At 71.6% G+C, this 13668-nt stretch carries 6 protein-coding genes and 1 rRNA gene; 2 read left to right on the top strand and 5 right to left on the bottom strand.

What is annotated here, in order from left to right; all coding sequences use genetic code 11:
- Positions 1-262: 262 nt before the first annotated feature.
- The 3 genes from RZ50_RS02340 to RZ50_RS02350 form a co-directional block, all read right to left on the bottom strand.
- Positions 263-2944, bottom strand: a complete 2682-nt coding sequence (locus RZ50_RS02340) for a DNA translocase FtsK (protein WP_196952123.1) — start codon at positions 2942-2944, stop codon at positions 263-265.
- 142 nt (positions 2945-3086) lie between these two features.
- The gene (locus tag RZ50_RS02345) at positions 3087-3722 is read right to left on the bottom strand and encodes a response regulator (protein WP_196952124.1); all 636 of its coding nucleotides are present in this window, start codon (positions 3720-3722) and stop codon (positions 3087-3089) included.
- Positions 3723-4019: 297 nt separating this feature from the next.
- Complete coding sequence (locus RZ50_RS02350) at positions 4020-8528, bottom strand: HAMP domain-containing protein (protein ID WP_254802150.1); 4509 nt, start codon at positions 8526-8528, stop codon at positions 4020-4022.
- Positions 8529-8980: 452 nt separating this feature from the next.
- Here RZ50_RS02350 and RZ50_RS02355 point away from each other — a divergent pair, with 452 nt between their 5' ends.
- Together RZ50_RS02355 and RZ50_RS02360 are read left to right on the top strand one after the other, a co-directional pair.
- The gene (locus tag RZ50_RS02355; protein ID WP_374199860.1) at positions 8981-11662 is read left to right on the top strand and encodes a SpoIIE family protein phosphatase; all 2682 of its coding nucleotides are present in this window, start codon (positions 8981-8983) and stop codon (positions 11660-11662) included.
- A 312-nt stretch (positions 11663-11974) separates the two neighbouring features.
- Positions 11975-12538 (top strand): acetate uptake transporter, encoded by a 564-nt coding sequence (locus RZ50_RS02360; protein ID WP_196952127.1) that lies wholly within the window; start codon positions 11975-11977, stop codon positions 12536-12538.
- Here RZ50_RS02360 and RZ50_RS02365 read toward each other — a convergent pair.
- Positions 12531-13376 (bottom strand): phosphatase PAP2 family protein, encoded by an 846-nt coding sequence (locus tag RZ50_RS02365; RefSeq protein WP_196952128.1) that lies wholly within the window; start codon positions 13374-13376, stop codon positions 12531-12533. The two genes, RZ50_RS02360 and RZ50_RS02365, sit on opposite strands and share 8 nt — an antisense overlap.
- Positions 13377-13436: 60 nt before the next feature.
- Positions 13437-13553, bottom strand: a 5S ribosomal RNA gene (rrf, locus tag RZ50_RS02370).
- Positions 13554-13668 lie beyond the last annotated feature (115 nt).

Below are 13668 nucleotides of genomic sequence, written 5' to 3' on the forward strand. Positions count from 1 at the left end.
GATGGCCACCTGCTGGAGAACAGTCTAGGGGCGGAGGCGGATCGTTTCTCAAGCGGAACGGGCCGAATGCGCGCGCCCGATCCGACCGGGGACCGGTCCCCGCTGACCGATCGTCAGCGAGGAGGCGCGGGGGAACCCGGAGTGCGCTTTCCGGCCTGTGACGCGCTGCACGGGTGTTCGGTTCCCGGCAAGGCGCCTACCCTCCTCCGAACGAGTGAACGCCTCGGGAGGACACGGCCCATCAGCCCTACGGGGCAACACATCAGCCCCGCAGGGTGACCAGTACGCCGTCCAGCTCGTCCGGCTTGACCAGGACGTCGCGGGCCTTGGACCCCTCGCTCGGGCCGACGATCCCCCGCGACTCCATCAGGTCCATCAGCCGGCCCGCCTTGGCGAACCCGACCCGGAGCTTGCGCTGGAGCATCGAGGTCGAGCCGAACTGGGTGGAGACCACCAGCTCGGCCGCCTGGATCAGCAGGTCCAGGTCGTCGCCGATCTCCTCGTCGATCTCCTTCTTCGGTCCGGCCCCGGCCATCACGTCGTCCCGGTAGACGGCGCTCAGCTGGTCCTTGCAGTGCTGCACCACCCTGGCGATCTCCGCCTCGGTGACGAACGCGCCCTGCATGCGGATCGGCTTGCTCGCGCCCATCGGCAGGAAGAGCGCGTCGCCCTTGCCGATCAGCTTCTCCGCGCCGGGCTGGTCGAGGATGACCCGGGAGTCGGCCATCGCGGAGGTCGCGAAGGCCAGCCGGGACGGCACGTTGGCCTTGATCAGACCGGTGACCACGTCCACCGAGGGCCGCTGGGTGGCGAGCACCAGGTGGATGCCGGCCGCACGGGCCAGCTGGGTGATCCGGACGACCGAGTCCTCGACGTCGCGCGGCGCGACCATCATCAGGTCGGCCAGCTCGTCGACGATCACCAGCAGGTACGGGTACGGCCTGAGCTCCCGCTCGCTGCCCAGCGGCGGGGTGACCTTGCCGGCCTTCACCGCCGCGTTGAAGTCGTCCACGTGCCGGAAGCCGAACGCCGCGAGGTCGTCGTAGCGCATGTCCATCTCGCGCACCACCCACTGGAGGGCCTCGGCGGCCTTCTTGGGGTTGGTGATGATCGGCGTGATCAGGTGCGGGATGCCCTCGTACGCGGTCAGCTCGACCCGCTTGGGGTCGACCAGCACCATCCGCACCTCGTCCGGCGTGGCCCGGGCGAGGATCGAGGTGATCAGGCAGTTGATGCAGGACGACTTGCCGGCACCGGTCGCACCGGCCACCAGGATGTGCGGCATCTTGGCGAGGTTGGCCATCACGGTGTGGCCCTCGACGTCCTTGCCCATGCCGACGACCATCGGGTGGGTGTCCTCGGCGGCCGTGCGCGAGCGCAGCAGGTCGCCGAGGTTGACCATCTCGCGGTCCCGGTTGGGGATCTCGATGCCGACCGCGGACTTGCCCGGGATCGGGCTGATGATCCGCACGTCCGGACTGGCCACCGCGTACGCGATGTTCTTGGCGAGCGCGGTGATCCGCTCCACCTTGACGGCCGGGCCGAGCTCGACCTCGTAGCGGGTGACCGTCGGGCCGCGGGTGAAGCCGGTGACCTTGGCGTCCACCTTGAACTCGGCGAAGGTGCTGGTGAGCTGGGCCACCACCTCGTCGTTGAGGGCGCTGCGGGCCTTGGCCGGGCCGCCGCGCTCCAGCAGGTCGAGCGAGGGCAGCGCGTAGGTGACGCCCTCGCCGAGCTGGAGCTGCTCCATCCGCACCGGCGCCGGGCCGTGCTCGGCGGGCGCCGCCGGGCCGCCGTTGCGGGCGGCCGGGACGGCGGGCTCCTCCGGCGGGGCGGTGAGGTCCTTCACCTGGTGCATCATGTCCGCCACCGCCGAGGAGGCGGGCACGCCGTAGACCAGCGCGCCGTCCAGGTCGGCGGCCGCGCCGGCGGCGAGGTCGCGGGTGGCGTACGGGTCCAGCTGCTCCTTGTCGAGGGAGACCCGGACGGCCTCCGGCTGCTCCTCGTCGTCGACGGCCTGCTTGCGCCGGCGGCGGCGCCGGCGGGCGGCCACCTCGTCGCCCGGATCCTCGTCCTCGTTGTCGACGGTGAAGGGCAGCGCGTCGGGGTCGGCGTCCTCGGGCGGGTCGGTGGACAGCTCGCGCTCCGGCGTGCGCCCCCACAGCTCGTCCTCGGGCCCGGGCTCGACCACGCCGAGCCGTATGCCGATCGCCCGCAGCCGCTCGGGGATGCGGTTGACCGGGGTGGCGGTGACCACCAGCAGGCCGAAGAAGGCCAGCAGCAGGAGCAGCGGTACGGCCAGCGCCGGTCCGGCGGCGGCCATCATCGGGGTGGACACGGCCCAACCGATGATCCCGCCGGCCGTCCTTATCCGGGAGGCGCCGCTGCCCATCATGGGCGCGCCGCAGCCGATGTGGACCAGGCCGAGGACGCCGACCAGCAGCGCGGTCAGCCCGATCATGATCCGGCCGTTGGCCTCCGGCAGCTCCGGGTGGCGCCAGAGCCGGATCGCCATCCCGGCCAGCAGGAACGGCACCAGCACGTCGAGCCGCCCGAACAGCCCGGACACCACGGCGGTGGCCGCCTCGCCCAGCCAGCCCTGCGGGCTGAACCAGGTGCCGGCGGCGACCACCAGCGCGAGCGCGAACAGCAGCAGGCCCAGCCCGTCCTTGCGGTGGGCCGGGTGGAGGTTCTTGGCGCCGTCGCCGAAGCCGCGGAAGATCGCGGCGATCGGGCTCGCGATCGCGTTCAGGGCGCCCATCAGCAACGACCTGGACGGCGGCGGCGGTGGCGGCGCGGCGGACTTGGCCGCCGTCTTCTTCGCGGGAGCCCTGCGGGCCGCCGCCTTCTTCGCGGGCGGCTTGCCCGGGGCCTTCGCCGCAGCCTTCTTGGACGGTCCCGGACTCGACTTACGTGCTGCGTTTCCGGGCGTACGAGTGGCCATGGGTCAGCAGCCTACCGGTGCGGACCACCGGTGCACATGTGCTCCACCCCGAGGGCCGGTCGTGTCGCAGACACACCGTCACGCTGACCGGGTTTCACCCGGCCGCACCACGAAACCACCCGGACGGGGGAACGAGCACGCCTCAGGCACTGCCCGGGCGCATCGCGTCCAGGGCCCGGCGCAGACCGGCCAGCTTGCGCTCCAGATGGGCCGCGGTGGCGGCCACCCCGGCGTCCTCGCCCCCGTCCAGCTGCTTGCCCAGCGCCTCCGCCTGCTCCTCGACCGCCGCCAGCCGCGCGGACAGCTCGCCCAGCAGCGCCCCGCCGAGGGCCGGCTCGCCGCCGCCCTCCTCCAGCTGCAGCCGCAGCAGCGCGGCCTGCTCCTTCAGCTGGCAGTTCTTCACGTACAGGTCGACGAAGACGGAGACCTTGGCGCGCAGCACCCACGGATCGAAGGGCTTGGAGATGTAGTCCACCGCGCCGGCCGCGTAGCCGCGGAAGGTGTGGTGCGGACCGTGGTTGATCGCGGTCAGGAAGATGATCGGGATGTCCCGGGTGCGCTCGCGGCGCTTGATGTGGGCGGCGGTCTCGAAACCGTCCATCCCGGGCATCTGGACGTCCAGCAGGATCACCGCGAAGTCGTCGGTCAGCAGCGCCTTGAGCGCCTCCTCACCGGAGGCGGCGCGCACCAGCGTCTGGTCCAGGGCGGAGAGGATCGCCTCCAGCGCCAGGAGGTTCTCCGGCCGGTCGTCGACCAGGAGGATCTTGGCCTTCTGCATCGGGGCTCGCCCTCCTGTCGCCTGCCTGCCGCCCGGTGAAGGCACCCGCGTACTGCCCACCGCTACCCCGGTCATGCTAGCCGCACCCCCTCGCCCGGCACATCGCTCCGTCGGGACCCGATCCGGAGCGGCGCGCAGTGCGTGCTCCGGCGCACGCTCAGCAGCGTGTCGCCGTCCGGTCACTGTTCGCAACGATCGGTGACCCTACCGGGTTCCCTGGCCCGACCGCCAGCAAACCGACCGACCGGCAGACGCGAACTGCGGGTCGGGCCGCGGAGTTCACGCCCGCCGGTACACTCACGCGCGGTCGCCGTTCAGCCATTCGTGCATCACCGACAGCAGGTGGTCGGTCTCCACCGGCTTGGTGATGTGGTCGGTGGCGCCCGCCTCCAGCGACTTCTCCCGGTCGCCCTTCATCGCCTTGGCGGTCAGCGCGATGATCGGCAGCCCGGCGAACTGGGGCATCCGGCGGATCGCCTCGGTGGTCGCGTAGCCGTCCATCTCCGGCATCATGATGTCCATCAGGACCAGCGCCACGTTCTCGTGCTGCTCCAGCATCTCGATGCCCTCGCGGCCGTTCTCCGCGTACAGGACGGTCAGGCCGTGCTGCTCCAGCACGCTGGTCAGGGCGAACACGTTGCGCACGTCGTCGTCCACGATCAGCACCTGCTGGCCGTCGAAGCGCCGACCGGCGCCGGCCGGCCGGGGCTGCTGCGGGGGCTCCGCCGCCCGGGGCGCGGCGCTCTCCAGGGCCGCGGTGCGGCGACGTTCCATCGCCCCGCGGCGGCGCTCCTCGGCCAGCTCCCGGACCTCCTGGGCCCAGTGGTCGGCCGGGTTCTCGCCGACCGGCACCGGCAGGCCCACCGGGGTCACCCCGACCGAGGCGCGCGGCGCGTTCGGGAGGCCCGGACGCTCGGCCGACCGGTCGGCGGCCTCCGGCGCCTCGGTGCGCAGCGGCAGGTACAGGGTGAAGGTCGAGCCCTTGCCCAGTTCGCTCTCGGCGTGGATCTCGCCGCCGAGCAGCCGGGCGATCTCGCGGCTGATGGACAGCCCGAGGCCGGTGCCGCCGTACTTGCGGCTGGTGGTGCCGTCGGCCTGCTTGAAGGCCTCGAAGATCTCCCGCAGCTTGTTGTCGGGGATGCCGATGCCGGTGTCCGAGACGGTGAAGGCGATCAGCTCGTCGTCCGGGTCCTGGATCGAGCCGGACTCCAGCAGCCGCTCGCGCACGTGCTGAGGGACCTCCTGGCCGGCCGGGCGGATCGAGAAGTCGACGCCGCCGGTGTCGGTGAACTTGACCGCGTTGGAGATCAGGTTGCGCAGCACCTGCTGGAGCCGCTGCTCGTCGGTGTGCAGGGTGACGGGCAGGGCGGGCGAGACCCGCACCGCGAAGGCCAGGTTCTTGTCCAGGGCGACCGGCTGGAAGGTCGCCTCGACGTAGTCGACCAGCTGGACCAGGGCGATCCGTGCCGGGCGGACGTCCATCTTGCCCGCCTCGACCTTGGACAGGTCCAGGATGTCGTTGATCAGCTGGAGCAGGTCGGAGCCGGCCCCGTGGATGGTGTCGGCGAACTCGACCTGCTTGGGCGAGAGGTTGCCCTCGTTGTTGTCGGAGAGCAGCTTGGCCAGGATCAGCAGCGAGTTGAGCGGGGTGCGCAGCTCGTGCGACATGTTGGCGAGGAACTCGCTCTTGTAGCGGGAGGCCAGGGCGAGCTGTTCGGCACGCTCCTCCAGGACCTGCCGGGCCTCCTCGATCTCGCCGTTCTTGATCTCGATGTCGCGGTTCTGCTGGGCGAGTTGCTCGGCCTTCTCCTGCAACTCCTCGTTGGTGCGCTCCAGTTCCTCCTGGCGCGCCTCCAACTCAGCGGACCGCATCGAGAGTTCGGCGGTGAGCCGCTGGGACTCCAGCAGCAGGCCCTCGGTCTTGGTGTTGACGCTGATGGTGTTGACGGTGACGCCGATCAGGTCGGCGATCTGGTTGAGGAAGTCCAGCGCGACGGTGGTGAAGGAGCTGAAGGTGGCCAGCTCGATCACGCCCAGCAGCCGGCCCTCGAACTGCACCGGCAGCACCACGATGTGGGCCGGCGAGGCCTCGCCCAGCCCGGAGGCGATCTTGAGGTACCCGGGCGGGGCCTCCTTGACGATGATCGCCCGCTTCTCCACCGCCGCCTGGCCGATCAGCGACTCGCCGGGCCGGAAGGTGGTCGGCATCGCCCGCCGCTGGTAGCCGTAGCTGCCGATCAGGCGCAGCACGGTGTCGTTCTCGTCGTCGTCCTCGGTGATCAGTTCGGCGGTGCGCCCGGCCGGCTGGGCCAGGAAGAAGGCTCCGTGCTGGGCGGAGACCACCGGGGTCAGCTCGGTCATGATCAGCGAGGCGACCGCCTCCAGGTCCCGGCGGCCCTGGAGCAGGCCGGAGATCCGGGCCAGGTTGGTCTTGAGCCAGTCCTGCTCCTGGTTGGTGCGGGTGGTCTCGCGCAGGTTGGCGATCATCTGGTTGATGTTGTCCTTGAGCTCGTCGAGCTCCCCGGCGGCGTCCACGTCGATCCGCAGGCTCAGATCGCCCCTGGTCACCGCGGTGGCGACCTGGGCGATCGCTCGCACCTGCCGGGTCAGGTTGTTGGCCAGCTCGTTCACCGACTCGGTGAGGTCCTGCCAGGTGCCGTCCACTCCGGGCACCCGGGCCTGGCCGCCGAGCCGTCCGTCGGTGCCCACCTCGCGGGCGACGCGGGTGACCTCGTCGGCGAAGGCGGAGAGCTGGTCCACCATGGTGTTGATGCTGGTCTTGAGCTGGAGGAACTCGCCGCGCGCGTCAACGTCGATCTTCTGCGAGAGGTCGCCCCGGGCGACCGCCGTGATCACCAGCGCGATGTTGCGGACCTGGCCGGTGAGGTTGTTGGCCATCAGGTTGACGTTGTCGGTCAGGTCCTTCCAGATCCCGGCCACGCCCGGCACACCGGCCTGGCCGCCCAGCGTCCCGTCGGTGCCGACCTCACGGGCCACCCGGGTGACCTCCACCGCGAACGCGGACAGCTGGTCGACCATGGTGTTGAGCGTCCCGGCGAGCGTCGCGATCTCGCCCTGCGCCTCGATGGTGATCTTCTTGGAGAGATCGCCGCGGGCCACCGCGGAGGCGACCTCGGCGATGTTGCGCACCTGCCCGGTCAGGTTCGACGCCATGAAGTTGACGTTGTCGGTCAGGTCCTTCCAGATGCCGGACACCCCGCGCACCCGCGCCTGGCCGCCCAGGATCCCCTCGGTGCCCACCTCGCGGGCGACCCGGGTCACCTCGTCGGCGAAGGCGGACAGCTGGTCCACCATGGTGTTGACGGTGGTCACCAGCTCCAGGATCTCGCCCCTGGCGTCGACGGTGATCTTCTTCGAGACGTCGCCGCGCGCCACCGCGGTGGTCACCTCGGCGATGCTGCGGACCTGGCTGGTCAGGTTGTTGGCCATCAGGTTGACGGAGTTGGTCAGGTCCTTCCAGGTACCGGACACCCCGGGCACGCTCGCCTGACCGCCGAGGATGCCCTCGGTGCCGACGTCCCGGGCCACCCGGGTGACCTCGTCCGCGAAGGCCGAGAGCTGGTCCACCATCGTGTTGATGGTGTTCTTCAGCTCCAGGATCTCCCCGCGCGCGTCGACCTGGATCTTCTGCGACAGGTCGCCCTTGGCGACCGCGGTCGTCACCTGGGCGATGTTGCGCACCTGATCGGTGAGGTTGTTCGCCATGAAGTTGACGTTGTCGGTCAGGTCCCGCCACACCCCGGCCGCCCAGGGCACCTGCGCCTGGCCGCCGAGCCGTCCCTCGGTACCCACCTGGCGGGCCACCCTGGTCACCTGCTCGGCGAAGCCGGAGAGCTGGTCGACCATCGTGTTGATGGTGTTCTTCAGCTCCAGCATCTCGCCGCGCGCGTCCACCTCGATCTTCTGCGAGAGGTCCCCGCGGGCCACCGCCGTGGTCACCTGGGCGATGTTGCGCACCTGGCCGGTGAGGTTGTCGGCCATGAAGTTCACCGAATCGGTCAGTTCGCGCCAGACCCCGGCCACGCCCGGCACCTGGGCCTGACCGCCCAGCCGGCCCTCCGTGCCGACGTCCCGGGCCACCGTGGTGACCTGCGCGGCGAAACCGTTCAGCTGGTCCACCATCGTGTTGACGGTGTTCTTCAGCTCCAGCATCTCGCCGGCCACGTCGACCGTCACCTTGCGGGACAGGTCGCCCTTGGCCACCGCCGTGGTCACCTGCGCGATGTTGCGCACCTGCGCCGTCAGCCGGCCCGCCATGGTGTTGACCGAGTCCGCGAGGTCCTTCCAACTGCCGGACACGCTGCGGACCTTGGCCTGGCCGCCGAGCTTGCCCTCGGTGCCCACCTCACGGGCCACCCGGGTCACCTCGTCGGTGAACTCCGACAGCTGGTCCACCAGGCCGTTGACCGTCCGCCCGATCTTCAGGTACTCGCCGCGCAGCGGGTGGCTCACCCCGTTGCTGTGCAGCGAACGCAGCTCCATCTTCTGGTCCAGGTCGCCCTCGGCGATCGAGGTCAGCACCCGGCCCACCTCGGCCATCGGGCGCGCCAGGTCGTCGATCAGCGCGTTGCAGTTGTCGACGGCCGCCATCCAGGCGCCCTCGCCCGCACCGGTCTCCAGCCGCTCGTTCAACCGCCCCTCGCGGCCCACCGCGCGCCGCACCCGAGCCAGTTCACCGGTCAGGTGCTGGTTGCGCTCGGCGACCTCGTTGAACACCGCGGCGATCTCCGCCAGCGGCCCGTCACCGGGAACCGTCAGCCGGCGCCGGAAGTTGCCGTCGCGCATCGCGGTCAGCGCGGCCAGCAGCTTGCGCAGCTCGGCCGGCTCCGCACCGCGGTTGTGGCCCGCCCGCCGGCCGGGCGCGCTCCGCTGCGCGGTCCCGGACCGCGCACCGCGCGGCGCGGGCGGCGTCGTACCGGTCGCGTCCTTGATGGCCGAACTCAACGGGCCCCTCCCACATCGTGCGAACTGTCCGGTGACCACCGTGCCCGTGCGGCACGCACCAGGGCACCGGCCCGGCTGGGCTGCGCACCGGCGGCCCGCGCGGCGCACCGGCACCCACACGACCGTACTGCTCCCACCGGCCGTCGCGGACCCCCCAGTCTGGCAGCACCGGCGCCGGGTATACGGCCGGTTGCGCTCGGTTGGTGCCGCACCGTCCGAAACAGGTGGGCAGAATCACCCTCAGGTGCCTGTTTCACGGCCCCGCCCCCACGGGGAACCAAGCGGAAAGTAGGGTGGAGCGCTGCACCGGGCCACAACCCGACCCAGCGCCGCCCTCACCGACGGCGCGCACGGGGAGGTCGGCGCCGAACCCCGGACAGTCAGGGCCAGAGCAGCAGAGGAGAAGTGGCAACGTGGTCACCGCGCGCGCAGCCGCCACCTTCGACCCCGACGGCCGGTCCGCGGCCGCCGCCCGGGGCTTCGTCCGGGACGCGCTGCTCGGGTGGGGCCTGCCCGAAGTCGTCGACGACGCCGTCGTGCTGGTCAGCGAGCTGGTCACCAACGCCGTCGTGCACGCCGGCACCGCCGCCGAGGTCTGCTGCCTGCGCGAGGAGGAGACCGTCCGGATCGAGGTCACCGACCACCACCCGGAACGCGGCCTGCCCTCCCTCGGCGACGGACCGGCCTCCGCCTCCGACCGCTACGCCGACCCCGACGACGAGGGCGGCCGCGGCCTCCTGATGTGCTCCGCCCTCGCCGAGCGCTGGGGCGTCGAGTACGCGGCCGGCCGCAAGACCGTCTGGTTCCGCCTCACCCTGCCCGCGCACGTCACCGGCACCCGCTACGCCGTCCCCGCCACCCCCGGCAGCGACCTGCCCAGCAGCTCCGGGCCGGTGCACGTCGCCGTCGTCCAACTCGACGAGGACGGCCGCGTCCTGGCCTGGAACCCGGACGCCGAGGCCCTCTTCCAGCACCCCGCCGTCACCGTCCTCGGCCGCCCCTGGGCCGACCTCGCGGTCTGGCCGCAGTCCCCCGGCCGCGGCCCCGGCCTCACCGACACCCTGCGGCTGGCCCGCTGGGAGGGCGGCTACGGCATCCGCCGCGCCGACGGCGTGGAGGTCGAGGTGTACGGCGTCCAGGTGCGCGTGCGCGACACCGAGGGCGTGCCCTCCACCCTCTGCCTGCTCGTCCTCGAACCCGACCGCGCCGTCCTGCGCTCCCCCGCCCGCGCCCTGCCTGGCGAGCGCCCCGAGCAGGCCGGCCCCCGGCTCGACCTGCTGGCCGGACCGACCGCCACCGACGACCTGGACACCCTGCTCCAGCGCACCGTCGAACGCGCCCGCGACCTGCTCGACGCCGACGCCGCCTACCTGCTGCTCACCACCGACGACGAGAACGAGTTCGAGGTCCGCGCCGCCACCGGCCTCACCACCGGACACCGCCGGCACGCCCGCTTCCCGGTCGAGACCGGCAACCGCTACGACTCGGCCCGGCTGCCCTCCGTCCACGAGGACCTCGCCACCCGCCCCACCGGCCTGCCCCTGCTCGCCGACAGCGGAATGCGCTCCCTGGTCACCGTCCCGCTCAAGGTCGAGGGCCGGCTGATCGGCTCGCTCGGCATCGCCACCGCCACGCCAGGCCGCTACGACAACGAGGACGCACTGCGCCTCCAGTTCGCCGCGGACCGGGTCGCCCTGGCCATCGAGAGCACCCGGCTGACCGAGCTCGAACGGCTGCGCCGCGGCTCGCTCTCCTTCCTCGTCGAGGCCTCCGACCTGCTGGCCGGAACCCTCGAACACGAGCAGACCCTGGCGCTGATGGCCCAGATGGCCGTCCCCACTCTCTCCTCCTGGTGCGCCGTCTACACCAACGGCGACCACGGCGCCCAGCCCGGCCTCGCCTTCGTCCTGCACGAGGACGAGGACCGGATCGACCCGCTGCGCGACCTGCTCGACAAGACGCCCGCCCCCGAGGCCGGCCCCACCCACGGCGTCCGCTTCTGGACGGCGCCCGCCGAGGCCGCCGAGGCCCGCGGCCTCACCGACAGCCCCGAACTCGCCGGCCTGCTCGGCGAGACCGTGGTGCTGCCGCTGACCGCCCGCAACCGGGTCATCGGCCTGCTCGCACTCGGCGTCCCGGCCGGCGTCCGGTTCCGCCAGGAGATCCTCGAACTCGCCGAGGACCTCTCCCGCCGGGCCGCCCTCGCGCTCGACAACTCCCGCCTCTACTCCGAGCGCACCGCCACCAGCCAGGCCCTGCAACGCAGCCTGCTGCCGCCGGAGTTGCCGGAGATCCCGGGCGTCGAGGTGGACGTCTACTACCAGGCCGCCGGCGAGGGCAACGAGGTCGGCGGGGACTTCTACGACCTGTTCACCATCCGCGAGGGCACCTACGGCTTCGCCATCGGCGACGTCTGCGGCACCGGCCCCGAGGCCGCCTCCGTCACAGGCCTGGCCCGGCACTCGCTGCGCCTGCTCGCCCGCGAGGGCCTGGACGCCCCGCAGGTGCTGAGCCGGCTCAACGCGGCCATCCTGGACGAGGGTTCGCGCAGCCGCTTCCTCACCCTGCTCTACGGCGAGCTGACGCCCCTCCCGGACGGCAGCACCGAACTGTCCCTGGTCTGCGCAGGACACCCGCTGCCACTGCGGCTGCGCACCGACGGCCAGGTCGACCGGGCCGCCACCCCGCAGCCGCTGCTCGGCGTCATGGACGACCTCGACCTCACCGCCGAGCGCCTGGTGCTCTCCCCCGGCGAGGTCCTGCTCTGCGTCACCGACGGCGTCACCGAACGCCGTGAGGGCCGGCGGATGCTGGGCGACGACGGCCTGGCCGAGGTGCTCACCGGCTGCACCGGCCTGACCGCCGGCGCGGTCGCGCTACGGGTGCAGCGCGCGGTCGAGCGGTTCGCCCCGGAGCCGCCGTCCGACGACATGGCGATCCTCACCCTGCGGGTGCCGACCCAGCGCACGCCCTGAACGCTTCTGTCCGTTTGCACCCCATCGGGGGACAAACCGTGAGCGTTCCACAGTTGACGTCGTCGCAAATTGTCTGATTCACAAGGGTACAAGCCTGCTACGCCGGGTACACCGACCTCACCGGGCAATCCCCCGGCAGGGACGTGACCAGCGGATCTCCGCCGGCCCATCACTTCCGCCCCCATCTCTGACCGCAGCCCCCGCACGCTCTCCGCCGTGCGCCCTCGGCGCGGTCGCGCGCATCCACCTCATCGCGACGACACCACAGCGTTACCGCGCCCCTGCGCGCGCCCAGAGTGAAAGGAGCCTCCGGTGAGCAACGACGCTACCGGGGCAACGAACGCCCGCTCCACCGGAGCCGACGCGGGTAACCTCGGCTACCTCGCCCTCGGCCTGACACTACTCGCCTACGGCCTGCTCTCCACCGGCGTCCTGCACGGCGCCGGCGTCGGCGACGCGGCCCACCTCGCCCATCTGCTCGGCGGCGTCACCCTCTTCATCGCGGGCCTGTGGCAGCTCCGCCGCGGCGAGGGCTTCACCGGCACCGCCTTCACCAGCCTCGGCGCCTTCTGGGCGACCTGGTCGGTGGCGGGCGGCGCGGGCAAGAACGCCGCCGGCCTGTTCCTGCTGCTGTGGGCCCTGCTCGCCCTCAGCCTCACCGCGGCCAGTTGGGGCGCGGGCCTGTTCAGCCGCGCCGTCTACGGCCTGCTGACGCTCTCCCTGGTCCTGTCCGCCATCGCCGCCTTCGGTGGGTACGGCGGCCTCGCCAAGGCGGCCGGCTGGATCGCGGCCGTCTCCGGGCTCGTCGCCTGGTACTGGGCCACCTCCGCGCTGAGCAACGGCTCCTGGGGGAAGGTCACCCTGCCGGTCAGGTGACCTGCTCCAGCCGCCCCTCGGACTCGACGCGGGGTCGGGTCTCCGTCCCGACGGAGGCCCGGCCCCGCCGGCGTGCCAGCAGCGCCAGGACGGCGTACGCGAACAGCAGGATCACGACGGCGACGATGCCGTCCGCCCAGAAGTGGTTGGCCGTCACCACGACCACCGCCACCGTCAGCACCGGGTGCAGCACCACCACCCAGCGGAACGGACTCGGCGACACCCGCACCACCGCGACCGCCGCCAGCACGCACCAGGCCACGTGCACCGAGGGCATCGCCGACAGCTGGTCGGCCACCACCACACCGCCGACCGCGCCCCCGTACACCGACTGCCCGTACTGCGCCGCCACGTCGACGAACCCGCTCTGCGGCAGCATCCGCGGCGGTGCCACCGGGATGAACTGCACCAGCAGGCAGACCGCGGTGGTGATCACCACCGTGTTGCGCACCCACGCGTAGCGCTCCCGGTGCCGCAGGAACACCCAGAGCAGCACCACCAGCATCACGGCGAAGTGCATCGCCGCGTAGTAGTAGTTCGCCAGCTTCACCAGCACCGGGTACGGCATGATCGCGGCCTGCCAGGAGGCCTCGTCCGGCAGCCCGATCGCCAGCTCGGTGCGGTGGATCCAGCTCGCCCGGTCCAGCGCGTGGTCGGTGCTCATCACCGACAGGTGCCCCACCAACTGCCACAGCGCGAACAGTGCCAACAGCGTGCCGGCCTCCCGCAGCAGCGCCGACGGCCCGGGCTTCCGAAGCCGCGCGGCTATGTACGCGCCTCCGTAGAGGCCGACGGCGGCGCCCCCGGCGGTCTGCCAGGTCAGGGACAGGTTCTGCATTCGCAGAGGGTAACGCAAAAGACCCCCTCCCGAATGGGAGGGGGTCTTTCTGGAATAATTGTTCGGCGGCGTCCTACTCTCCCACAGGGTCCCCCCTGCAGTACCATCGGCGCTGTGAGGCTTAGCTTCCGGGTTCGGAATGTAACCGGGCGTTTCCCTCACGCTATGACCACCGAAACACTATGAAACTGTCAACCGCACCAACCATCAGTGGTTGGGGTCGTTGTTTCAGAACAACACAGTGGACGCGAGCAACTGAGGACAAGCCCTCGGCCTATTAGTACCGGTCAAC

The organism is Kitasatospora sp. SUK 42, assembly GCF_015776785.2.
Taxonomy (GTDB): Bacteria; Actinomycetota; Actinomycetes; order Streptomycetales; family Streptomycetaceae; genus Kitasatospora.